This is a genomic window from Streptosporangium nanhuense, from assembly GCF_059358815.1.
The window spans coordinates 13,444-37,323 of sequence record NZ_JCADBG010000018.1 but is presented as its reverse complement, the minus strand read 5'-3'; the positions used below and the strand labels follow the sequence as shown (position 1 = coordinate 37,323).

At 71.8% G+C, this 23,880-nt stretch carries 18 protein-coding genes; 8 read left to right on the top strand and 10 right to left on the bottom strand.

The genetic code is table 11. The features are described 5' to 3' along the window. Window positions 1-277 precede the first annotated feature (277 nt). The 4 genes from AC5L38_RS30135 (at window position 278) to AC5L38_RS30120 (ending at window position 7,118) form a co-directional block, all read left to right on the top strand. Window positions 278-3,808, top strand: a complete 3,531-nt coding sequence (locus AC5L38_RS30135) for a bifunctional glycosyltransferase/CDP-glycerol:glycerophosphate glycerophosphotransferase (protein WP_495246213.1) — start codon at window positions 278-280, stop codon at window positions 3,806-3,808. Window positions 3,809-4,005: 197 nt separating this feature from the next. Beyond that, the gene (locus tag AC5L38_RS30130) at window positions 4,006-5,037 is read left to right on the top strand and encodes a CDP-alcohol phosphatidyltransferase family protein (protein WP_495246332.1); all 1,032 of its coding nucleotides are present in this window, start codon (window positions 4,006-4,008) and stop codon (window positions 5,035-5,037) included. Between the two features lie 25 nt (window positions 5,038-5,062). Continuing rightward, window positions 5,063-6,073 carry a sulfotransferase family protein gene (locus tag AC5L38_RS30125; protein ID WP_495246212.1) on the top strand — a complete coding sequence of 337 codons (1,011 nt, stop codon included), beginning with the start codon at window positions 5,063-5,065 and terminating at the stop codon, window positions 6,071-6,073. A 1-nt stretch (window position 6,074) separates the two neighbouring features. Further along, a complete protein-coding gene (locus AC5L38_RS30120) occupies window positions 6,075-7,118 on the top strand; it encodes a sulfotransferase family protein (protein WP_495246211.1) in 1,044 nt (347 codons plus the stop codon). A gap of 65 nt (window positions 7,119-7,183) precedes the next feature. Here the strand turns inward: AC5L38_RS30120 and AC5L38_RS30115 are convergent, their stop codons facing one another. Together AC5L38_RS30115 and AC5L38_RS30110 are read right to left on the bottom strand one after the other, a co-directional pair. Further along, window positions 7,184-8,302 (bottom strand): glycosyltransferase, encoded by a 1,119-nt coding sequence (locus AC5L38_RS30115; RefSeq protein WP_495246210.1) that lies wholly within the window; start codon window positions 8,300-8,302, stop codon window positions 7,184-7,186. Between the two features lie 35 nt (window positions 8,303-8,337). Beyond that, the gene (locus AC5L38_RS30110) at window positions 8,338-11,139 is read right to left on the bottom strand and encodes a bifunctional glycosyltransferase/CDP-glycerol:glycerophosphate glycerophosphotransferase (protein WP_495246209.1); all 2,802 of its coding nucleotides are present in this window, start codon (window positions 11,137-11,139) and stop codon (window positions 8,338-8,340) included. A gap of 362 nt (window positions 11,140-11,501) precedes the next feature. Between AC5L38_RS30110 and AC5L38_RS30105 the strand changes: the two genes are divergently transcribed. Beyond that, window positions 11,502-11,969, top strand: coding sequence for a winged helix-turn-helix transcriptional regulator (locus AC5L38_RS30105; RefSeq protein ID WP_495246208.1), 468 nt, complete (start codon window positions 11,502-11,504; stop codon window positions 11,967-11,969). Window positions 11,970-12,020: 51 nt separating this feature from the next. Here AC5L38_RS30105 and AC5L38_RS30100 read toward each other — a convergent pair whose 3' ends face one another. Next, window positions 12,021-12,518, bottom strand: a complete 498-nt coding sequence (locus AC5L38_RS30100) for an NUDIX domain-containing protein (RefSeq protein WP_495246207.1) — start codon at window positions 12,516-12,518, stop codon at window positions 12,021-12,023. A 370-nt stretch (window positions 12,519-12,888) separates the two neighbouring features. Between AC5L38_RS30100 and AC5L38_RS30095 the strand changes: the two genes are divergently transcribed. Both AC5L38_RS30095 and AC5L38_RS30090 read left to right on the top strand, forming a co-directional pair. Continuing rightward, complete coding sequence (locus tag AC5L38_RS30095) at window positions 12,889-15,312, top strand: FdhF/YdeP family oxidoreductase (RefSeq protein WP_495246206.1); 2,424 nt, start codon at window positions 12,889-12,891, stop codon at window positions 15,310-15,312. An 85-nt stretch (window positions 15,313-15,397) separates the two neighbouring features. Then, entirely contained in the window at window positions 15,398-16,000 is a 603-nt protein-coding gene (locus AC5L38_RS30090; protein WP_495246205.1) for a helix-turn-helix domain-containing protein, read from the top strand. Between the two features lie 75 nt (window positions 16,001-16,075). Here the strand turns inward: AC5L38_RS30090 and AC5L38_RS30085 are convergent, their stop codons facing one another. From AC5L38_RS30085 to AC5L38_RS30055, 7 genes are all read right to left on the bottom strand, one after another. Further along, window positions 16,076-16,447, bottom strand: coding sequence for an alpha/beta fold hydrolase (locus AC5L38_RS30085; RefSeq protein WP_495246204.1), 372 nt, complete (start codon window positions 16,445-16,447; stop codon window positions 16,076-16,078). 401 nt (window positions 16,448-16,848) lie between these two features. Then, complete coding sequence (locus AC5L38_RS30080; protein ID WP_495246203.1) at window positions 16,849-18,084, bottom strand: SRPBCC family protein; 1,236 nt, start codon at window positions 18,082-18,084, stop codon at window positions 16,849-16,851. A gap of 219 nt (window positions 18,085-18,303) precedes the next feature. Beyond that, window positions 18,304-19,230: a pyridoxamine 5'-phosphate oxidase family protein gene (locus AC5L38_RS30075; protein ID WP_495246202.1), complete on the bottom strand. Its 927-nt coding sequence runs from the start codon at window positions 19,228-19,230 to the stop codon at window positions 18,304-18,306. A 6-nt stretch (window positions 19,231-19,236) separates the two neighbouring features. Beyond that, complete coding sequence (locus AC5L38_RS30070) at window positions 19,237-19,680, bottom strand: VOC family protein (protein ID WP_495246201.1); 444 nt, start codon at window positions 19,678-19,680, stop codon at window positions 19,237-19,239. 167 nt (window positions 19,681-19,847) lie between these two features. Continuing rightward, entirely contained in the window at window positions 19,848-20,423 is a 576-nt protein-coding gene (locus AC5L38_RS30065; protein ID WP_495246200.1) for a CGNR zinc finger domain-containing protein, read from the bottom strand. Between the two features lie 150 nt (window positions 20,424-20,573). Further along, window positions 20,574-20,780 carry a hypothetical protein gene (locus AC5L38_RS30060; RefSeq protein ID WP_495246199.1) on the bottom strand — a complete coding sequence of 69 codons (207 nt, stop codon included), beginning with the start codon at window positions 20,778-20,780 and terminating at the stop codon, window positions 20,574-20,576. After that, window positions 20,770-22,326 carry a PspC domain-containing protein gene (locus AC5L38_RS30055; RefSeq protein ID WP_495246198.1) on the bottom strand — a complete coding sequence of 519 codons (1,557 nt, stop codon included), beginning with the start codon at window positions 22,324-22,326 and terminating at the stop codon, window positions 20,770-20,772. Before AC5L38_RS30055 ends, AC5L38_RS30060 begins: the two co-directional genes overlap by 11 nt. A 141-nt stretch (window positions 22,327-22,467) precedes the next feature. Here AC5L38_RS30055 and AC5L38_RS30050 point away from each other — a divergent pair, with 141 nt between their 5' ends. After that, the gene (locus tag AC5L38_RS30050; protein WP_495246197.1) at window positions 22,468-23,682 is read left to right on the top strand and encodes an ATP-binding protein; all 1,215 of its coding nucleotides are present in this window, start codon (window positions 22,468-22,470) and stop codon (window positions 23,680-23,682) included. Window positions 23,683-23,880 lie beyond the last annotated feature (198 nt).

Below are 23,880 nucleotides of genomic sequence, written 5' to 3'. Positions count from 1 at the left end.
GGTCAGCTCACTCCATCGCGGTCATGTTTCGGGTTCGCCCGGCCCGTCGCGAAGCCATGCTGCTGACGTGACGTCTACGTCGCGCTCATGGCCGCCAGGTTGTGTCGACGGGCACACGGGCCCCTTCCGCCGCTTTCCGGCGACCGCTGGGCCTCCCGCCGCGCGCCCGTGACGTCTTCCACGACGAGTGGATCTTCACCTGTGTGCCGTGTCCGGCGTTCACGCCGATGGACCGGACTGTGAGCTTTCGACTACCGGAGGACCGATCGTGGCCCCAGTGAGCATCATCGTGCCCATCTACGACGTGGAACCGTACCTTGAGGCGTGTCTGGAGTCGTTGGTCGCGCAGACCTGGAGTGACATCGAGGTCGTCATGGTGGACGACGGTTCCCCCGACTCCAGCGCGGAGATCGCCGGGGCCTTCGCCGAACGTGACGGCCGGTTCCGGTTGATCCGGCAGGAGAACGGGGGCCTTGGCACCGCGCGCAACACCGGCATAAGGCACGCCACCGGTGATTTCCTCGCCTTTCTCGACAGTGACGACATGCTCCCGCTGACGGCAGTCGAGACGATGGTGTGCAGCCTGAGGGAGAGCGGGTCCGATCTCGTCACGGGCAACGTCCTGCGCTTCAGCGGGCAGGGGGTGCGCCAGTCGGCGATGCACAAGGTGATCTTCGCCAACTCCGCCCGGCGGACCCACGTGACCCGCGACGAGATCCTGCTCAAGGACCGCCTGGTCACGAACAAGCTCTGGCGCCGCTCCTTCTGGGACGGGCAGGGGCTGAGCTTTCCCGAGGGGGTCCTGTGGGAGGACATCGCCGTCTCCCTGCCCGCCCACTTCACGGCCGGGGCGGTGGACGTGCTGTCCACCCCGGTCTACCTGTGGCGGGAACGGGAGGGGGAGAGCGTCTCGATCACGCAGAACCGGGGGCACGTCAAGGGGATCGAGGACCGGTTCGCCGCCGTCAACTCGGTGCGGAGCTTCCTGGCCGGCACCGGACGGGACCGGCACCTGAGGGCGTGGGACCGGATGGTCCTCGACAGCGACCTGCCGAACTTCCTGCAGGTGCTGGACCAGGCGGGGGAGGAGTTCCGGACCCGTTTCCTCGACCTGGCGTGCGCCTACCTCGAACAGGCGGGGCCGAAGGTCCTCCCGCTCATCCCCGCGCAGCGCCGGGCGAAGTGGGCTCTCGTACGGGAACGCCGGGTGGACGACCTCGTCCAGCTGCTGGAGTGGGACAGGACGGTCAAGCCGACCGCCCGCGTCAGCGGCGGCGCCCTGCGCGGCTACCACCTCAACAGCCCCGTGCCGGTCGAGCGGCCGGCCACGCGGATGCGCGAGGAGCTGGACCTGCGGCAGCGGGTGGACAGCCTGGACTGGAAGGACGACAGGCTGGTCGTCGAGGGCCGGGTGTCGCTGCGCTACCTGCGTCCCCGCAGGCGGATGCAGCAGCACGTCCTCGCCTGGCTGGTCCCCGAGGACCCCGGGAGCCACGATCGCAGGATCCGGCTGCCGGTCACGATCCGGCGCGGCCTGTCGCTGGTCGACACCGGCCCGCGCAGGCGCAAGGACTGGTGCGGGTTCCGGCTGGCCGTCGACCCGGCCGCGCTTCCCGCGGGCTCGTCCTGGCGGATCGACCTGTGCGTGCTGTCCCGTGGCCTCGTACGCAGGGGCAGGCTGTCCCAGCCGAGCCCGGCCGCGCGGCGGCTGGAGTTCGCCGAGCGCGAGTCGGGGACCGTGGCGTGGACGGAGTGGACGCCCGCCGAGGAGTTCAGGCTCAGGGTGGAGCGGCCGGGCGGGCGGGTCACCGGCCACCGGGTGGCCGAGGGCAGGCTGCGGATCAGCGGCCGGTGCGACGGTGACCTCGGTGACCTCGGCGCCGCGCCGGCGCTGCGGCTGACCCGCCCGCAGGGCGGCCGCGCCCGGCGCTACCCGATGACCGTGACGGACGGCGCCTTCGAGGCGGTGGTCGACCTCGACGAGGTGCTGTCCGAGCGCTGGCCGGGCCTCGACCCGGCCGGCCTGGAGATGAGCGCGCTCAACCCCGGCGCCGAATGGCACTTCGAGGTCGTCCCGGAAAGCCCTGAGCATCAGGAGGACCAGGAACGCCCGGTGTCCGGCCCGCCGGAGACCCCGCTTCACCCGAACCCGGAAAGCCCAGAGCGGTGGCACGCCCGTCCGCTGCTCGTCGGCCGCGACGTGGAGCGCGGCCTCTACCGGCTCCGCGGCCGTGACGTGGTGCTGGACCGCTCGCAGGCGGGCGGGCTCGTGCTGCGCGAGCAGCGGCCGACGTTCTACGTCGAGCGGGTGGAGTGGACCGACCAGGGTCACCTCAGGGTGACCGGGGCGCCGATGCGCCCGATCGACGGCCCGGCGTGGCTGGTCGTCACCTCGCGCAACCGGTTCACCGAACGGCTCTTCCCGCTCGTCGGCGGCAGCGCCACGGTGACGCCGGAGGGGAGCGACACGCTCGGCGGGCGGCTGCCGCTGCCCGCGGGCACGCACGGCTTCGCGATCCGTACCGGACCCGGCACCGGTGACATGCGCATGGAGTTCCGGCTGTCCGCGCCGCTGGAGCACGTCTCCGCCACCCGTACGTTCACCTTCGACACCGACCTGATGGACGAGGCCGTCTTCACCGTGAGCGACGACCTGCGCGCCTCGGGCAGGCCGAAGCAGCAGCGGCTGCTGCGCGAGGACTTCTACCCCGCGAGGTGCCAGGAGCCGCTGCGGCCCGCCGTCCTCTTCGACAGCTACGGTGGCCGGCAGTTCTCCGACAGCCCGAAGGCGATCTACGAGGAGCTCGTGCGGCGGGGCGCCGACCTGGAGTTCATGTGGATCGTGCGGGACGGGCAGGTGGAGCTGCCCGAGGGGGTGACGCCGGTGCGGCGCTACGGGCGGGAGTTCTTCGACGCCCTGGCCCGCTGCCGGTACGTCGTCACCAACAGCCACCTGCCCTCCTGGTTCGAGCGCAGGGAGGGGCAGACGGTGCTGCAGACCTGGCGCGGCACCCCGCTGAAGCGCGTCGGCTTCGACGTCGAGAAGGTGCCGTTCGCCAGGTCCGACCACCACGAGCGGCTGGCGAGGGCCGTCGCCAGGTGGAGCCACCTGATCTCGCCGAGTCCCTGGTGCACCTCGGTCCTGGACGGCGCCCTGCGGTTCGAGGGGGAGATCCTGGAGATCGGCTCTCCCCGCGACGACCTGCTGCGCCGCGCCGGGGCCGCCACGCGCACCCGGGAGATCCGGGAGCGGCTCGGCCTGCCCGAGGGCAGGAAGGTCGTCCTGTACGCCCCGACCTGGCGCGACGACAAGTTCTACAGCAGGGGGCGCTACCGGCTCGACCTGCGCCTGGACCTCCAGCACCTGAACGAGGAGCTGGGCGAGGACCACGTGCTCATGATCCGCAAGCATCCGAGCGTCACCGACAGGCTGCCCAGGGTCGGTACGGACTTCGTCCTCGACGTCTCGATGTACCCGGACATCCAGGAGCTCTACCTGGTGGCGGACATGCTGATCACGGACTACTCGTCGGCGATGTTCGACTTCGCGGTGACCGGCAAGCCGATGCTGTTCCACACCTACGACCTGGAGCACTACCGCGACGAGGTGCGCGGCTTCTACTTCGACTTCGAGGCCGAGGCCCCCGGGCCGCTGCTGCGCACGACCGAGGAGGTCGCGGCGGCGGTGCGGGACGTCGACGAGGTGCACGCCAAGTACCGGAAGCCGTACGACGCCTTCACCGCCAGGTTCTGCCCGCTGGAGGACGGCGGCGCGGCGGCCAGGGCCGTGGACCGGATCTTCGGGTAGCCGGGGGCCGCCCGCGCCGTACGGGAGAGCGGCGGGCGGGTGGGACGGCCGGCGCGCCGGGCGAAAGGCCGGGGAAGCCCTCTCCGGGCTTTCGCCTTCCCAAAGCACCCGATCGCTGTGGCGCGGGTCGGTCAAGAAGTGGCATGGAGATCTTCTAGTAGTTACAGAGCGTAGATGAGAGGAGGCACGGCGTGGCCATGCTGGAACACATGAGGGCCTATTCGTTGGACGACGTTCACGCGACCCGGAAACGAAAAGACTCCTGGTGGACCGTTTTCCTGGTCGACCCGGTGGCGTGCAGGCTCACCCTGCTCGTCGCCAACCACACGTCCATCACCCCCAACGGGCTCACCCGCTTCTCCCTGATCCTCGGGATGTGCTCGGCGATCTGCTTCGCGTCCGGACGGCTGGTGGCGGGGGCCCTGCTGTTCTACGTGAGCTTCATGGTCGACTGCATGGACGGGAAGATCGCCCGGCTCAAGGGGACGGGAACGGCGTTCGGGCTCTGGCTCGACTACGTGGGCGACCGCATCAGGGTGGTCTGCTGCGCCGCGGGGCTGGCGTCCGGGCAGTACGCGGTGACGGGGGACGTCTCCTACATCCTGCTCGGTGCCGGGGTGGCCGTGCTCGACCTGTTCCGCTACGTGAACGCGCCGCAGATGAAGCGCGTGCGCGAGGTGGTCAAGGAGAACCGGCTCGCGCGTCTGGTGCCCGTCGAGTCCGTGGTGACCGTGGGACACCCCAGGCCCGGCGAGGCGACGGTGGCCGCCGGGCACACCGTGCACGCGGGAAACGCAGGACACACGGGACATGCAGGGCATGCGGGACACGCGGGGCATGTCAGGCCCGTCGAGGTCATCACCCCCCGCGAGCCGATGCGGGTCGCCGGGTTCGAGGACCGGGACGAGGAACGGGCCGAGGGCCGGGACGAGAGCCGGGCGGGGCGGCAGGGCCCCCGGGGGGGCAGGCGCCCGAAGCTGCCCCGCAGGTTCACCCGCCTGCTGGCCCGCCACCGGGTCCGGACCCACCTGATCAGCGGCATCGAGTTCCACGCCGCGGTGTTCGTGGTCGCCCCGCTGATCGGGACGTCCGCCCTGGTGCCCCTCTCGGTCGCGGCGGGTGTGCTGCTCCTGCTGAACGAGGTCGTTTTGATCTACCGAATGTGGCTCTTCGCCCGGGTGGTGCCCGTCGTGCCGCTCGTGCGGAAGGCGCCGCGCGTATCTGTTTGACCAAGCTTTACGGGGGTTCGTTGTCATGCAGTCCGACCGTCCGATCTTCGTGATCGGTTGCCCGCGTTCCGGTACCACGATGTTGCAGCTGATGCTGCACTCGCACCCGCGCATCGCGGTGCCTCCGGAGACGCGGTTCGTGGTGCCCGGCTACTACCGCAGGTTCTCCTTCGGGGACCTGCGCGAGGAGCGCAACCGGCGCAGGGTCGGCCGGTGGATCGTGAGCGACAAGGACACCAAGTTCAAGGAGCTCAAGCTCGACGGGGACAGGCTGATCGACGACATCGTCGCGGGGCCGCCCACGCTGGGGTCGGCGATGGGCATCACCTTCCGCTCGTACGCCGAGCAGTACGGCAAGAGCCGCTGGGGTGACAAGCGGCCCAGCTACTACCACCACGTGGACCTGCTGACGCGGCTGTTCCCCGACGCCCAGTTCGTGCACCTGATCAGGGACGGCCGCGACTGCGTGGCGTCGCTGAAGGAGATGCCCTGGTACACCAAGGACGTCTTCCACGCGGCGGTCAACTGGAGCGAGGCGATCGACTACGGCCGCCGGCACGCCAAGAGGCTCCCCGCCGACAGCTACTACGAGCTGCGCTACGAGGACCTGACGGCCTACCCGGAGACCGAGCTGAGCAAGCTCTGCGACTTCCTCGGCGAGGACTACGACCCGGCGATGAGCGAGCCGTACCACGTCGCCAGGGTGGCCATCCCGCAGCACAAGGTCTGGCACAGCAACACCCACGGCGACGTCACGACCGCCAGGGCGGGCTCGTGGAAGGCCAGGCTGGAGCCCTGGGAGATCTCGGTGTGCGAGACGGTGCTGGCCGACCGGCTCGTCGCCAACGGCTACGAGCTGAGCGGCGCGCCCAAGGCGAGCAAGGCGCACGTCAAGGCGTGCGAGAAGGCGGCGTCCAAGCGGCGCTGGGCGCGCAGGCGCAAGGAGATCCGCGACCGCGTCAACCGGTTCCGCGAGCCGAGCCCGGTGGCCGCGCGGCTCACCAGCCGGCAGCTCGGCGAGCTTGCGAAGGTCTGACATGACGTCCGATCGCCCGATCTTCATCCTGGGCTGTCCCCGCTCGGGGACGACGATGCTGCAGCTGATGATGCACGCCCACCCGCGCGTCGCCATCCCGCCGGAGACCCGGTTCATGGTCTCCACCTACCAGAGGCGACTGCAGTTCGGCGATCTCAACGACGCCGCGCACCGGCGCGAGCTGGGCGAATGGGTGGTCGACCGGCGCCAGACGCGCTTTCACGAGCTGGACCTGGACCGCGACGAGGTGCTGGAGCAGATCGTCGACGGGCCGCCGACGCTCGGCTCCGCGCTGGGCATCGTGCTGCGCGCGTACGCGGCCAGGCACGGCAAGCCGCGCTGGGGCGACAAGCGGCCCTCGTACTTCCAGTACACCGACGTGCTGCTGCGCCTGTTCCCCGACGCCCAGTTCGTGCACCTGATCAGGGACGGCCGCGACTGTGTGGCGTCGCTGAAGGAGATGCCCTGGTACAACGGGAGCGTCTACAGCGCGGTGTCGGCCTGGGCCGAGGCGATCGACTTCGCCCGGCACGGCGCGCCGAAGCTTCCCGAGGGCAGCTACCACGAGCTGCGCTACGAGGACCTGACCGCGGAGCCCGAGGCCCACCTGCGCAGGCTGTGCGAGTTCCTCGGCGAGGACTACGACCCGGCCATGTGCGACCCGGGCGCGGTGGCCGACATCGCCGTACCCGCGCGCAAGACGTGGCACGTGCGCACCTTCGGCGAGGTGACCACCGCGCGGACCGGCTCGTGGCGCGAGCGGCTCGACCCCGGCGAGGTCTCGCTGTGCGAGAGCGTGCTCGGGGACCGGCTGGAGACGTACGGGTACGAGCTCACCGGGGCGCCGAAGGTCGAGACCTCGCGGATGGTCTCCTACGAGCGGACCGCGGCCAAGCGGAAGCTGGCCCGCGTCAAGCGGGTCGCGTTCGACCGGCTGATCCGGCTCCGCGAGCCGAACCCGATGGGGGCCCGGCTCACCTCCGCCCAGATCGTGCTGGCGGGAGTGCCGATGCCGCGCACCGAGCCCGTCGGGGTCAGCGGATGACCGGCCCCAGCGGCCCTACCGGTCCTACCGGTCCTACCGGCCCGCCGGGAACGGGCCCGTGACGTTCAGCGGGTGACCTGCTCGAACAGGGCCTCCCACCGGTCCAGGACGCGGTCCGGGCGGAACGCCTCGACGTGCGCGCGGGCGGCGGCTCCCAGCCGCCGCCGCTCCTCGGCCGAGGCCATCAGCCCGGCCAGCGCGGAGGCGAGCGCCGTCACGTCGGCCGGGGGCACCAGCACCCCGGTCCGCCCGTCCAGCACGAGTGACCTGAGCCCGCCCGACACGTCGAACGCCACCGAGGGCACCCCGTAGGACGCGGCCTCGCCGACCACCAGGGGCAGCCCCTCGTGCTCGCTGGACAGCGCCAGTATCGACCCGCCCATGTACTCGTCCCCCATCAGGGTCGCGGGCACCGCGCCGCGGAACACCACCCGGTCGCTCACCTCGCACGCCGCCGCGTGCGACATGAGCCGGTCGCGCTCGGACCCCTCGCCGACCAGGTGCAGCTCCCAGCCCTCACCCGCCTCGCGGCGGGCCTCCACGAGATCCGGGTGGCCACCGTCGCCCCCGGGTACCGGGCGGCCGCACGCCTCCGCGAACGCCGAGATCAGCCGGTCGAACCGCTTCACGCCCCCCAGCCTGCCGACCCCGAGCACCCGGCGGGCGGTCAGCTCCGCGGTCCGCGACGGCCAGGCGGGCAGCGGGTTCGGGATGGACCAGGTGTTGGGCAGCAGCGCGTGCTCGGAGAACAGCCAGGCGTCCTCCTCGCTGAGGAACACCGCCTTCTCCAGGGAGCCGTAGTGGCCGCGGACCGAGCCGAGGTGCCAGGAGCCCCGAGCGTGCTCGTACGAGCCGTGGTACTGCCCGATCGGCAGCAGCCGCTCGGGCAGCAGGCTCCCGATCCGGGTGACCACGCCGGGCGAGGCGAGCACCGCGAAGCCCGGCCCGACCTCCCGCAGCAGCCCGTCGAGCACCCGCCGCTCGCGGCGCCTGCCCAGCCGCGAGAGCCTTCCCACCGGGGCGCGGTGGATCACGTGGCTGGTGTAGCGCGCTCCCTCCACGTACCGGAACGGCCGCTCCGCCCGGTGCAGCCCGATCACGTGCACCTCGCGGCCCCGCTCGGCCAGGCCCTGCGCCGTGGTGTGGGTGACCCGCTGGACGCCGCCGAGGGTGTCGGCGTCCATGCACGCGAACACCACCGTCCCCGTACGCCCGCCGCTCACCGGGGCCGCCCCAGCAGTGGCAGGCGGCTCAGGTGCCGTACCCTGGCCGGGGCGCGTTCCCGCACGTCGGCGGGGCGGGGCGGCCGGGTGTGGCAGGGCTCGAAGAAGGCGTCCACCACCCTCGCCGAGGCGTGGCCCTTCTCGTCGGCGCACCACGTCCTGCGGAACGCGATGTACCTGGAGGCGAACGCCGCGCTCAGCCCTTCGAGGTCGCGCAGCGCCTCGATCAGCTCCTCGGTCGTGGTCAGGCAGGGGCCGGGGGCGATCGCGGGAAGGTCGTGGTAGACCCCGCGTTCCACCCTGCGGTACTCGTCCCAGTCGTCGATCAGGAACAGCATCGGCCGCCCGGTGACCGCGTAGTCGCACATCAATGACGAGTAGTCGGTCAGCAGCGCGTCCGAGAGCAGGATCAGGTCGTTGACCTCGGGATAGGACCCCGCCTGCCGGACGAAGTGGCGCAGGTGCTCCGGCACCTCGAACCGCTCGACCGGGTGGGTCCGCAGGACCACCGTCCAGTCGCCCGACAGGGCCTCGGCCATCGCGGCCAGGTCGGCCCTGACCGACTGCCCGGACCCCTTGGCCCGGTCGCGGTAGGTGGGGGCGTACAGCAGCACCCTGGACCAGTGCGGGATCTCCAGCTTCTCCCTCGCCCGCCCGGCCGCCTCCCGGTCGCCGTGCACGAGCACGTCGCAGCGGGGCGAGCCGTGCCGCAGCAACCGCCCCCGGTAGCCGTTGGAGGGCACGAAGACCCGCTCGAACTCGGCGCTGGGTGCGACCAGCGCGTCCCAGCGGTCCACCGCGGCCCGCCAGGTCGCCCGCGGCCCGTCGAAGTCGGCGCGCAGGTCGGGCGCGTCGAAGCCGACCGACTTGATGCCCTGGCCGTGCCAGGTCTGCAGGTAGCGGGTGCCGGGCGGTTTGGGGTAGGCCAGCGGCATGCCGTGGCTGTCGACCCAGTAGCCCGCCCTGGCCATGGTCCAGATGTGGCGCCAGCTCATCCGCCGCACCGGCCTGACCTCGGGGGGAAGGTTCCCCCGGGCCTCGGCGACCGACCACACCACCTTCAGCGAGGTGTTCCGCCGCCTGAGCTCCTCGTAGATGTAACGCGGGTTCCCGGTGTACCCGGCGCCGACGTCGGACTCGAACAGGGCCAGGTCCGCGCGCGGCGGCAGCACGGAGATCAGCCCCTTGTAGGCGCGGAGCTTCACCTCGGGCCCGCCCACCCTGCGCAGCAGGCGGGCGGCGACCCGCTTGAGCCGGGGCAGCTGCCGCAGCAGCCCCTGGCGGCGCCAGAGCACCCGCAGGAACGCGGCGCTGCCCTCCGCCTTGACGATGACCCGGTGCCACAGGATGGACGTGCCGAACGGCGCGGTGCACGGGTCGACGAGCAGCCGGTCGGAGGTGACCCGCCCGTCGGGGTTGACGATCTCGACCACGGGGTCGTAGCGGCCCTCGAAGCCCAGGCGGCCGTGGCGCATCGCGGTGAGGTCGATCGTCGCCTCGCTCAGGTGACCATCACCGGTGAAGCGCGGCTCCAGCCGCACCCGATGGTTCCTGAACCGCAGGAACGCGCTCCAGCCGGGCGTGGCGTCGAGCACCCCGAACGGGTCGTACGTCGTGATCGCCAGCCTGACCAGCGAGCCCTCCCCGGTGACGGCCGCCTCGTGGCGCAGCCGGGAGGCGCTGTAGGGAAGCTCGGCCATCCGGAGCGAGGTGATCTCCCGCCTCTCGTCGGCGACCGCGCCCCAGTAGGTGCGCCCCCCTTCCCGTACGGCGACGCGCGGCGGGGCCTTGGGCCCGTTCAGCGACCGGGCGGCCACCAGGAGCTCGTCGGGCCTGCCGTCGAGGATGAAGCTGCAGCAGACCCGCAGGAGCGGGTCGATCGTCTCGAACACCACCGGGTCGAGCTCCGCGAGGTAGGGGCGGATCACCGAGACGAACTCGTCGATCCACGCCGGGTCGCGCGAGGGCAGCGGGTTGAGGTAGACCCGCAGGTCCTGGCGGATGAAGCGGCGCTGCCGCTCGTACACCAGGTCGCCGAGGTCGCCGAGGTCACTGTCCCGGAGGATGTCGTCGCTCAGCCGGGCCGCCCTGATCCTGGAGCGGACGTTGGCCATCTCCGTCAGCGACAGCGAGATCGACAGCCGCGCCTCGCTCTCCGCCGCGGCCCGGTGCCAGAGGTAGACCACCCAGGGGACCACGGCGAACCGCCGCGCCGCGCAGTACAGGGCGGTGCTGAAGACGTGGTCCTCGTAGTGCATGTCCTCGCGGAACGGCACCCGCCGCAGCAGCTCGGCCCGGTAGAGCTTGTTGGTGCTGAAGGAGTCGAGGAACATCTCCGGCTCCCGGGCGATGCCCTCGACCGTCCTGCGCCTGCAGAACAGGGCGGGGTAGTAGCGCGCGGTCCTGCCGGTCTGCTCGTACAGCCGCGCGATCTGCCCGGTGACGAAGTCGGCGCCGGTCCGCTCGATCTCCAGCAGCATGCTCTTGCAGGCGTGCCTCGTCAGCTCGTCGTCGCTGTCCAGGAACATCACGTACGGCGCCCGCGCCGCCGCCACCCCCCGGTTGCGCGGCACCCCGCAGCCCCCGCTGTTGACCTCCCCGCGCAGGTAGCGGACCCTCGGGTCCCTGCGCTGCAACTCCCGGACCACCTTCCCCGTGCCGTCGGTGCTCGCGTCGTCGGCGATGATCACCTCGATGTTGCGCAGGGACTGCCGGAGCACGGACCGCACGGCTCTGGCCAGCCGCGCGGCATCGTTGTAGGTGATGACCACAACGCTGCATTCCGGGATATTGATCACGATCTGAGGTATTCCCGGGAAAAGTAGCCAGTTGTCCCACTTGTGCACTGATGACACTTTTTTTGGGGTTGTCTGAAGCTGCTGCCGCGTGACGTGGAGGCCGCACCTCCACCGGTGGGAAACGGGGCGCCCGCGGTCGCCGGCCCGGCCCGTTCTCGCCGGTGGTCCAGCCGGGAGGTCTGCCGGGGGTCCGACGACCGCTTCGTTCATGACCGAGGTCTCCTTGGGGGTGGGGGAAGTGCCGGCCCGCACCGCCGTACGCATGGGAGAGCCCACCTCGGCCGGGCCACCTCACAGCTAGCTTGGATTTTCCAAACTGGCAGGGTCGTTTGTGTTTCCCAACCCAGAGGTAGGCTGCACCCATGAAGGCCATGGAACTTCCCCAGAACACCAACTGCTCCATCTGGCGCAGCCTTGAGGTGCTGGGCCACAAGTGGACCTTGCTGATCATCCGCGAGGCGTTCTGGGGCCGGACGCGCTACGCGGAGTTCCGGAGGATCGGCGTGCCCACGGACGTGCTCCAGGCGCGCCTGACCTCGCTCGTCGAGGAGGGCATCCTCGAACGACACCCCTACCGGAAACCCGGGGAGCGGACCCGCGACGAGTACGTCCTCACGCCCGCGGGCAAAGACCTCATCCCGATCCTCGCCGCGCTGGCCGCATGGGGCGACGAGCACCGCCCGAACCCGCGCGGCCCCGCCTCCGTCTTCGTCGACGGCGCCACCGGCCGGTCCGTCGCCCTCGCCTTCACGGACGCCGTCGGCACGGCGGCGGCCCCCTCCGACGTCAAGATGGTGCGCGGCTCGGGCGCCATGGCACCCGCGACGTGACAACCGCACACAGCGCGCCCGGCCTCTGAGAAGCGCGGTGCCCGCCGATTCTCAGTCGTACGCGATCCCCGTGAGCGAGAAGCCGTCCTGCAGATAGACGGTCCGCCCCGCACGGCGGGCCGGCAGGCAGGCACGCAGGCGGCGCGCCCGCTGCGGGGGCAGGAAGGCGTCCGCGTCCGCCGGATCCACCATCCGCCACGCGTCGAGCTCCTCCGGCGGTAGCCGGATGGCCGCCCGCTGCCGCTCGCCCAAGATCCCACCGTCGAAGACCAGCCGGAACCCGCCGGGTTCCTCTCCGCGCGGACGCATCCAGTCCGCGCACAACAGCACGGAGGGAGGGGCCGAGCAGGTCACGCCGAGCTCTTCGGCGACCTCCCTCATGGCCGCCTCCCACGGCGTCTCCCCCTCCTCGACCGCCCCGCCGGGAAACTCCCACCCCTCCTTGTACGTCGGCCGGACCAGGAGGACCCGGTCGGCCTCGTCCGTGATGAACAGCGCGGCGGCCGTGGGGTGACGGGCGAGGCCGCGACGGTACTCCTCAGCGTTCACGAATCGACCGTAACGGTAGACATCGAGGGCGGCCCGGGTTTCGCACCGGATGCCCGGGGAGGGGTTCGCTCGCTTTCTTATGGTCCTCGACCAGGCGAGGGAGCGCCGGGAAGTGGGGTGATGCGCTTGCGGCTGGAGCTCCCCGATTCATGCCCGAGCGAGCGATCATGTCCAGCCCTCGGGTACGGAACCCCTCTGGCGGGCTTCGCCTCGAAGGGGAGGGAGGCGTCGCGGGCCGTTCGGTGGTCCAAGCTTGGTCAAGGCCGGGGGACTGGTTGACCTTGGTACGGGATCGGGAGCGGTAGACCGGAAATATCGCAGTATGTGCTCGCATGTCGGGTGCGGCTGTGCCACTTCGGGGAGACTGCTGATGGCCGACGACAACGTTCCAGAGGAGATGCTCGGGCAGGGGCGGCCGGGGGTTCCGGCCCGGGGGCGGGGGCCCAACACCGGGGAGCCCTTCTCCAGGCGTGACTACCGGCATCCGGCGGCGGGCTGGGGAGCGGTGTTCAGCGTCGGGAAGGCGCTGGCCAGGACGCGGGAGCCGGTCGACGGGACGCGCGCGATCTTCCGGATGAACCACGAGAACCACGGCTTCGACTGCCCCGGGTGCGCGTGGCCGGACAGCACCAAGGGCCTGCGCCTGGACATCTGCGAGAACGGCATCAAGCACGTCACCTGGGAGATGACTCCCAAGCGGGTCGGACGCGCGTTCTTCGCCGCCCACACCGTCACCGAGCTGTCGGGCTGGACCGACTTCGCGCTGGAGGACCAGGGCAGGCTGACCGAGCCGATGGTCTACGACCCGCACTCGGACAGGTATGTGCCGATCTCCTGGCCGGACGCGTTCGAGCTGGTCGGCGCGGAGCTGCGGAAGCTGGACAGCCCGGACCGGGCCTCGTTCTACACCTCGGGGCGGCTGAGCAACGAGGCCACGTTCCTCTACCAGCTGTGGGTCCGCGAGTTCGGCACCAACAACCTGCCCGACTGCTCGAACATGTGCCACGAGGCGAGCGGCCGGGCGCTCACCGCCGCGCTGGGCACCGGCAAGGGAACCGTCGACCTGGACGACTGGGGCAAGGCCGACACGCTGGTCATCATCGGCGCCAACGCGGCCTCCAACGCGCCGCGCATGCTCACCGCGCTCGCCGAGGCGTACCGCCGCGGCGCCCGGATCGTGCACGTCAACCCGCTGATCGAGGCGGCGGCGAAAAGCACGATCGTGCCCCACGACTTCCTGGCGATGGGGACCTTCCACGCCACCAGGACCGGCACCCTCAACGTGCGGCCGAGGATCGGCGGCGACCTGGCCCTGCTGCGCGGGGTCGGCAAGGCCGTGCTGGAGGCGGCGGAGACCGACCCGAAGGCGATCGACCGGGAGTTCGTCGAGCGCCACACGCACGGCTTCGAGGACTACCGGCGGGCGTGCGCCGAGGCCACCTGGCCGCTGCTGGAGTTCCAGTCGGGCGTGGACGAGGCCGGGATCCGCGAGTTCGCCCGCGTCTACATGCGGTCCCGCCGCACCGTCATCAGCTGGTGCCTGGGCATCACCCAGCAGGAACACGGCGTCTACACCGTACGCGAGATCGTCAACCTGCTGCTGCTCCGCGGCAACATCGGCCGCGAGGGTGCCGGGCCGTGCCCCATCCGGGGGCACAGCAACGTCCAGGGCAACCGCACCTGCGGCGTCGACCACCGGCCGGGCGAGCACCTGCTGTCCCGGCTGGCCGAGGTGTGCGGCATCGACCCGCCACGGGCCCACGGCCTGGACACCGTCGGCACCATCGAGGCGATGAGCCGCGGCGACGTCAAGGTGTTCGTGAGCATGGGCGGCAACTTCGCGCTGGCCGTGCCCGACACCCCGTACACCTTCCGGGCGCTTCGCAACTGCGAGCTGACCGTGCAGGTCAGCACCAAGCTCAACCGCAGCCACCTGGTGCACGGCAGGAAGGCGCTGATCCTGCCGTGCCTCGGCCGTACCGAGAAGGACCGCCGGCGCGGCGGCCTCCAGGGCGTCACGGTCGAGGACTCGATGAGCATGGTGCACATGTCGTTCGGCATGAGGACCCCGGCCTCCCGGCACCTGCTGTCCGAACCGGCGATCATCGCCGGGATGGCGCGGGCGACCCTGCCGCGCAGCGCCACGCCCTGGCAGGGGTACGCCGACGACTACGACCGCGTCCGCGACACCATGGCCCAGGTCCTCGACGGGTTCGAGGACTTCAACCGCCGGGCCAGGCTCCCGCTGGGCTTCCGGATCCACCAGCCCGCCCGCGAGCTGCTCTTCCTCACCGAGTCGGGCCGCGCCGAGTTCTCGAACGCCCCGATACCGGACGTCGTCCCGGCGCCGGGACACCTCACGTTGGGCACGGTGCGCTCCCACGACCAGTGGAACACCACCATCTACTCCGACGACGACCGCTACCGGGGCGTCAGGAACCTGCGCACCCTGGTCCTGATGAACCGCGACGACATGCGCGAGCGGGGACTCGACGAGGCGGACCTCGTCGACATCACGAGCATCGCCAGGGACGGCGGCAGGCGCACCGTTTACGGCTACCGCGCCTTCGGCTACGACATCCCGCGCGGCAACGCGATCGGGTACATGCCGGAGCTGAACGTGCTCTGCGGGATCGTCGACTTCAGCCCGCAGAGCGGGCAGCCGCTGACCAAGCACCTCATCGTGGAGATCACACCGGCGGCGACGCGCGAGGCGGGTGCCGTCCGGCGCGAAACGAGGCGGGAGCGGGTGGCCGGTCACCCCGGCCGATCCGGGAGCTCCGGCTCGTCGTGACCGCCTCCGACGTCGAAGTCGCGCCCACGTAGCCGTTCCGGCAAAGCATTTTGCGGAAGACGCAAGGCGCGGGCACAGTGAACGTATGAGCGACGACTTCGACGCCGTGCTGGCCGCGGTCGGCCCCCGGCTGCGCGAGTTGCGCCGCCGGCGTGGCGTCACCCTGAGCGCCCTGTCGGAGACCACCGGCATTCCGGTCAGCACCCTGTCCCGGCTGGAGTCGGGGCACCGCAAACCGGGCCTGGAACTCCTGCTGCCCCTGGCCAGGGCCTACCGGGTGCCGATCGAGGAACTCGTCGGCGCCCCGGAAGATCTCGACCCCCGGGTGTACTCGAAGCCTTTCACCCGCAACGGCATGACCGTCGTCCCGCTGACGCGCAAACCCGGCGGGCTGCAGGCGTTCAAGCACATCCTCCCCGCCGGGCCGACCCGCTGTGCCGAACCCGACCCCCGGTCGCACGAGGGCTACCACTGGCTGTACGTCCTCAACGGCCGCCTGCGCGTCGTGCTCGGCGACAAGGACTTCGTCCTCACGGACGGCGAGGTCGCCGAATTCGACACCCACCTCCCGCACTGGTTCGGCAACGCCGACGAGCGCCCGGTGGAGTTCCTCAGCATCCTCGGCCCCCAGGGCGAGCGCGTTCACATCAGGGCCCGATACCGGCCGGACGACCTCGATCGCGTCTGAGGGCCGTTCGGGTTCGGATTCAGGTGATGCCCGGATTCACGGGCGACCGGTGTCCGTTCCCGCCCGGGACGCCACTCAGGCGGGCCGCGCGATCTCGTCGATGAGGGCGGGCCGGCCGGCGCGGCTGTGACAGGAACGGAGAGTGAGCGCCGGTGATCCGTACGCGGCAAGGTAGATCAGCCGTACGACGTTGCCCGCTCCGGCGGCGGCCTCGGTGATCGGGATGCCCGCGTAGGAGTGACCGAGCAGCACGACCGGCCCCTCGATCGACGCCAGCTCCTCGGCCAGCGCGGCGGCGTCCTCACGCATGCCCGCGGTGGGATGATCGCCGGAGCTGCGTAGCGCCGGCGAGCGCGTGTCGTGGCCGAGGGCGTGCAGCTCGGGTTCGAGCCTCGCCCAGCAGGCCGACCGGTGCCAGGCACCATGGAAGAGCATCACGGTGGTCATGAACGGTGCTCCAGGGTTCTCGTTTACGGAGTTCGGTCGACCCGCCCGCCAGGGAGGTCCGGCGGCCGCCTGCGAACACGATGCGGGGACCGGCACCGCCGCTTCCCGGTGCTCCGTTCCCCAAGGCCGCGGGCGAACCGGCGGCGGGCGTCCCCGGGGCCGGGGGCCGGCCCGCCGGTCGAGCCGGGCGGTGGTGAGGCGAGCGGCACGGTCGACCTCGGCGCGACGTCAGCACGACCCCGGCACGACCCCGGCACGACCTCGGCGCGACCTCGGCGCGACCTCGGCGCGACCTCGGCGCGACCTCGGCGCGACCTCGGCGCGGCCTCAGCGCGGCCTCAGCGCGACGGAAACCGGGCCCTGTCGCGGGCGAACATCATGACCTGAATCTCGAACAGGCCCTAGTGCCGCAGGGCACGGCGGATCAGCCAGGCGAGCAGGACGAGGCCCGTCAGGGCGGCGACCAGGGGGGCGACGCGCTTGAGCAGCGGCATGCCCGCCACCTCCAGGAGGTTCAGGGCCTCCTCGTCGGGGCTGAGCGAGGTGCGGGAGGTGCCCGCGGGGTGGCTCTGGCGGGACTCCGCCCTCTCGCCGACGGCGAGGCCCGGTGGCGTCGGAACCGCGCTGAGGTGACGTCCCGGCCCACCCGGGATCTCGGGCCCGTTCAGGCCCTCGGGGCCGCCGGGGCCGCCCAGCCCGGACGCCGCGGCACCCGCGTTCGTGCCGCCGGACGCCGCAGTGCCCCCGTGGCCCCCGTGGCCCCCGTGGCCCCCGTGGCCCCCGGGGCCCCCGGGGCCCCCGGGGCTCTCCGTGCCGTGACCGGTCGAGCCCGCCGGGCCGGGGAACGCCGAACCGGTGGTGCCGGGGCTCTCCGCGCCGGAGGCCGTCGAACCCGCGGGACCGGCGGGCACAGTCGGCACAGCGGGCGCAGGGGAACCTGTGGACGCGGCGGGTACGGGCGCGGAGCCGACGGACTCGCGCGAATCGTCTGAGCTGTCCGAGTTATCTGAGTTATCTGAGCTGCCTGGGATGTTCGGGTCGGCCGGGCGTGCCGGGCCGGGACCCCAGGTCTCCGAGATCGCCGGAACGTCATCGGCCGCTCCCGCGGACGCCGATCCCCGCTTCGCGCTCCAGCCGCCCACACCGGTCGTCCCCGCAGCCGGCTCGGAGGCCGTCTCCACGCCGGGCCCCTCGCCCAGCAGGCGGGAGAGGTTGGCCGAGAACCTGTCGATCAGCTTCCCGCCGACCTCGGTCATCACGCCCCGGCCGAACTGGGCCGGGCGGCCGGTCACGTTGAAGGAGGTGTCGACGGTGACCCGGGTCTGCCGGCCCTGGGGGTGCAGGCGCGCGACGACCGTGGCCCCCGCCGTGCCCGAGCCCCTGGCCTCCTTGCCGGAGGCCTTGAGGGTCATGGAGCGGGTGTCCTCGTCCACCTTCTCGAAGGCGGCCCGGCCCTGGTAGGTCACCGTGATCGGCCCGATCCTCATCTTCAGCCGGCCGGTGAAGGAGTCACCCTCGACCTTGTCCACGGCGGCCCCGGGCAGGCAGGACGCGATCCGCTCGACATCGAGCAGCACCGGCCACGCCTGATCGACAGGTACGGGAACCGTGAACTCGTGCTCGAATCGCATCGCCATCACTCCGCTCCTCACCGGTCGGCCGCTGTCGCGACATTACGTCTACACGGGGGCGTACTGCCAGTATGCCGCCCTGGAGTCCGGTCGGGTCTCCCTCGGCGGCCCGTGTCCGTGCGGTCCACGTGATCCGTATGGTCCGTATGGTCCGCACGCCAGAACTGTGCCCGTTCTTGGTACTGCCCTCGTTGGCGGGGACGATGCGCCCATCGCGTTCAGCCCTCAGACCGGCGGGTTGTGGCGGGAGTATTCCACGAGGCTCCAGCGGAGCGGGCTGGCTCCCCGTACGCGGACGATCCGGTCCACCTCGAACCGGACCAGCCGTTGCGCGCCTGGGACGTCTCCCGGATCCCAGTCGACGTGGGCGCGCCCGGTCAGGTGCAGGGCGTCGCCGCTCTCCCAGTCGAGGAAGAGCAGGCCGCAGTGGTCGTCCAGCTCCAGGTTCCCCAACGTCATGTACATGAAGTTGCCGGCGTAGTCCGGCCAGACCAGCCGCCGGTCGTCCAGCACCCGGACGAAGCCGGGGTCGCCGCCCCGGTGCGACAGGTCGGCGCCGAGGCCGGGCGCGGAGGTGGCGACGAAGAACGTGTCGGCGGCCTCGATCCACGCCCGGTCGTCGTCGCCGAACGCCGTCGCCGAGGAGAAGCCGGTCGAGCCGGTAGAGCCGGGGGGTTCGGCGGGGCCCGGAGAGCCGGGGGCGCGGGTGGCGGGCGCCGCCGGATCCGTGGCTAGCTTTCGCGCCTGGATGTACTTGGGACAGTTGGCGTACACCTGCTCGGTACGGACGACCAGCCGCCCGCCCTCCCGCGAGACCGTGCCGTTGACCCGCATCCTGCGTCTGCTCATCGGCTCGATCGCGAGCATCCCGACCTGGCCCCCGTCCAGCCCCGCCAGCGGGTCGTGCTCGCCCGGCACCGCGTCGATCACGACGGTCCGCTCGTCCACCGCCTCGGCGAACCCCTCGGGCCCGGTCAGGACGGACGCCCACAGGAGCCCGTCCCGTCCCGCCGCCCCGATGAGCAGCATCCGCTGCCGTCCCAGGAACTCGGCCGCCACCGCCGGGATCTCCGGCCGGGTCCTGGCCGAACCCAGCGCCACCGCGCGTACCCCGGCCCTGCGCTGGACCGCGAGCTCTCCTGAGTGCTCCACGGTCGTTCAGAAGAAGCCGCAGGTGGGGGCGGCGGCCACCGGCACGGGGGATCCCTCGGCGCCGGTGGGCGTGTAGATCTCCAGCCGGATCCCGTCCGGGTCCTCGAAGAACACGCCGCCCGAGGACGCGCCCTCGCGGTGCGCCACCACGCCGTCGTGGTGGAGCGTGGCACCCGCCTCCCTGATCGCCTCCTCGGCCCGGCGGACCGTCTCGATGTCCGGGACCTGGAAGGACAGGTGGTGCAGGCCGGGAAGGCCGGTGGCGAAGCGGCCCTCGCTCTGCTGCCAGAGGGTGAGCACCAGCGTGCCGTCGAGGCCGAGGAAGGCGTGGCGGCGGCCGGCCTCCCCGGACTCGGCGAGGACCTCGAAGCCGAAGATCTTCTTGTAGAAGTCCCTCGACCTGTCGAGGTCGGAGACGTTGAGGCCGACGTGGCCGGTCTGGAAGGTCATCTGGTCTCTCCCGTCGGGCTTTCTAACGGCTCATTCCGTTAGTTTCACCGCAGGGCCCAAATCTAACGCAAAATCATTATTTTTCCCATTATAAGTATGTGACGTAAGCCATAGCTGTCCTGAGAGTCGCCGAACAGGACGCGTAAGGGGGAGCCGCCCGGACGAGGTCAGCCGTCGCGGTGCTGGTGGTAGTGGCGCGCCGCGCGGGCCCGGTTGCCGCAGCCGACCGAGCACCACTCCTGCCGGGCGTGGTCCTTGAGGAAGTAGAGCACGCAGCGCGGCGCGGGGCAGGTGCGCAGCCGCTCGCGCTGTGGCCCGGCCAGCAGTTCGATCACCGACGTCGCGAGGGCCGCCCGGATCCGCGCGGACTCCGTGGCCTCGTCGCCCGGGACGGTCCGTGCCAGGGGAGAGCCCTCGGCGGGCCACTCCAGCCGCGCGGCCAGCGGCACGGCCAGCGCCGCGGCGTTGACCAGGTCGAGCGAGCCGGCGAACCCGGGGAGCCGGTGCGCGTCCGCGCCGCTCGCGGCACCCGGCCGCACGGCTCTGGCGAAGAGCGCCCGTACGGCCTGCCGCAGCTCCACCACCTCACGCCGCAGCTCCTCCGAGGCGACGAAGCCCGGGTCGATCCCCAGCCGGGCGGCGTGCGCCCGCCCCCACGCGGTCATGCCCTCGACGTCGGCGAGCGTGTCCGTCAGACCGGCCCGCGTCGCGCGGACGGTGCTGACGAACTCCAGGGCCGGCATGCTCCGACCCTAACGCCTGATCTGGCTTTTTGCCGTGAGATACCGATCGTCGCAAGCCGGACCCGCCCGGGCGGGCGCGGTGCGGGGCGACGTCCGCCGGGTCGAGACGATGCACGGCTCGACCCGCCCCGGCGGTCGCGGTGCGAGGCCCTAACGCCGGATGGCCTTGGCCAGGATGGCGATCAGGCCCGCGAAGCCCAGGCCGCCCACCAGGATCGTGAACATGACCAGCGGCGGGGCGGACGGCTCGCTGATGAAGACGATGCCGGCCGCGATGAAGACGATGCCGCTGAGCAGGGCCATCCAGTCGGTGCGGTGCGCGCGACGGCGCTTGGTCACGTCGGCGTCAGGCCGCACGGCGCACCTCCACGTCCCCGATGCCCGCCTTGATGTTCAGCACGATGGTCGCCACGTCGCCCTTGGGGACCACCTCGGGCTCCAGGATCTTGTTGTGGTGGATGTCGGCCCCTCCCTCCACCGCATGGTCGATCTTGACATCACCGAACCTGGTGGAGCCGTTCACCTCCGCCCTGGCCGTCGCGGGCAGGATCACGTTCATCTCGCCGACCGAGATCGAGGCGTTCACGATGGTCCGCGAGCCCGGCGGCAGGACCAGGTCGCTCAGGTCGAGATTGCCCTCTCCCATACCCACCGAGTAGATGCGGGCCACCTCGGACAGGGTGGCGGGTCTCCAGGTGTAGTCGCCGAACTTCTTCGGCATGCCGCCCAGCGTGGACCCCGCGACCAGGGCGATCGACAGGACGGTGCCGGTCACGACCAGCCCCGCCCCCCGGCCGAACCAGGTGGCGATCAGCAGTCCGGCGCCGATGACGACGAGTACCGCGCCGCCGACGACCGTCATGTTGACCGATCCCGAGGCGGACTGGATCGCCACGATGATCCCTCCAACGATGATGGCCAGGAAGATGGTGATGCCTCCCACGAGCGATCCGCGCCGCCGCGGCCTGGGCGGCGCCACCACCGTCCCGCCGTACACGGACGGGTCGTAGGGGGAGTACGGCTGCTGCCGCCTCCGGGGATCCAGGGGCTGGTAGGGGCCGTACGGCGAGAAGGGCTCGCCGGAGGAGTCGAACAGCGGCCTCGCCGAGGAGTACGGGCCGCCCGCCGGAGGTGCGGCGGGGCCGGGGGGCATGCCCGGCGCCTGTCCGGCACGGTTCTCGGCGGCCGCGGCCTGGGCCCCGAAGGCGGGCATGGCCCGGGTTCCGGGGGCGGGGGGCGGGGACTCGGGTCCCGTCTCGGGCGCGTAGGGCTCGGTGACCGTCCCGGCGCCCGGCCGGGCGGCCTGGAACGCGGCGGCGTGGGCGACCGGATCCCGCTCGCCGACGTGACGCTGCTCCGCGGCGGCGCCGGGCCACTGATCGGCCGAAGGCGAGGACGGCGACGGGACGCGACGCCTGCGCAGCCGGTCGGGCAGCGACCTCGCCACGGCCAGCAGGTCGACCCCGCGGGAGTGGGCGGCGAGCAGGGCGATGGCGAAGACCGTGCCGACCACGACCGTGCCGGTGCCGATGCCGTCCGAGGAGACGTTGATGATCAGTCCGAGGGCGAACAGGCCGGCCAGCAGGGTCAGGACCGTCTCGCCGTCGAAGTCGCGCCGGGTCCACTGCTCCAGGTAGCCGGGGCCGCCGTCGGTCTCGCGCATCAGCAGGAAGGCCGCGATGTAGAGCATGATGCCGATCCCGGAGCCGAGCACCAGCACCGCGAAACCGACCCGGAGCACCACGGGATCGATCCCGGCGTACCTGCCCAGGCCGGCGCAGACGCCCGTGAGCATGCGCCCCTCGTTGGCGCGCCTCAGGCCGCTCTCCTCCGGGGATCCCTCGGAGGGGGAGGGGGCGGACGGCGAGCTCGCCGGATCCTGGGCTCGCCCGGTGTCGTTCATGTCCTCATCGTGGCCTTTCCCGGTCCGCGACGCATCCGGGAGACCCCTGAGTCGTCCCGGAGAGGGGGAGGCTCTCTCAGGGTCGCTTCAGGGGAACGCCTGATGCACTGGCAGGCTGGTTCGTGTGACGATGCTGACGATATGGCTGACCGACAGACAGTTCGCGACGCGGCGCCCGTGACATCCGAGGACGCCCCCTTCCCCCGTCTGGTGAGACCGGTGGAGGGGCGGCTGGTCGCCGGGGTGGCCCAGGGTGCCGCCGCCCAGCTCCGGCTCGACCCGGTCGTGCTGCGGCTGGCCTTCGTGCTGCTCACCGTCCTGGGCGGGTTCGGCGCCCTGGCGTACGCCGCCCTGTGGATGTTCACCCCGCGCGAGCCCTACGAGGGCAGGGAGCCGGGGAGGGACTGGAGCCAGCTCACCGCGTACGGCGCGATCGGGCTGGCGCTGATGGCGCTGGGCTGGCTCACCGGCACCTCGGGTGCCGGGATCGGGGCCTGGCCGATCGCGGTGGGCGGCATCGGCTCGCTGATCCTGTGGCAGCAGGCCGACCCCGACCGGCGGCAGCGCTGGATGAGCAACACCGTCGGGCAGGTCCGCCGGAACCGGGTCCGCACCTTCCTCGGGCTCGGGCTCGTCGTGGTCGGCGCGATCGGCTTCCTGGTGGCCAACGACGAGCTGGGCAAGGCGCGTCCGGGCATCGTGTTCACCCTGGTGGTCGTGGGCGGTGTCGCGCTGATCGCGGCGCCCTGGCTGGCCGCCCTGTGGAAGGAACTGCAGCGCGAGCGCCGCGAGCGCATCCGGCAGGAGGAACGCGCCGAGGTGGCCGCGCACGTGCACGACTCGGTGCTGCACACGCTGACGCTCATCCAGCGCAACGCCCAGGACCCGCGCGAGGTGATGCGGCTGGCCCGCTCCCAGGAGCGGGAGCTGCGCAACTGGCTCTACCAGCCCCAGCAGGACGCCGACGCGTCGGTGGCCGCGGCCGTGCGGCGGGTCGCGGCCGAGGAGGAGGACGCGCACGGGGTGCCGATCGAGGTCGTCTGCGTCGGCGACGGCCCGCTCACCCCCGAACTGTCCGCGATGATGCAGGCCGCGAGGCAGGCCATGGTCAACGCCGCCAAATACTCCGGGTCCGAGGTCGTCTCGGTGTACGCCGAGACGGAACCCGATGAGGTCACCATCTTCGTCCGGGATCGGGGGATCGGGTTCGACATGGGCGATGTGCCCGAGGATCGTATGGGTATCCGCCAGTCGATCATCGGCAGGATGGAGCGCCACGGGGGCAGCGCCCGTGTGCGGACCGAGCCCGGCGAGGGCACGGAAGTGATGCTGACCATGAAGCTGGAGAAGACGTGAGCGGCGAGCGAGCCACGACACGGCGAACCGGGGGCTCGTCCCCGGGATCGCGGCGGGCCGGGGTCCTGTCCGCGGGATCGCGGCGGGGCGGAGAGTGGCCTTCGGGATCGCGGCGAACCGGAGAGTGGCCCTCGGGGTCGCGGCGGGGCGGGGTCCTGACCGTAGGATCACGGCGAGGGCCGCGGCGTGCCGGAGAGC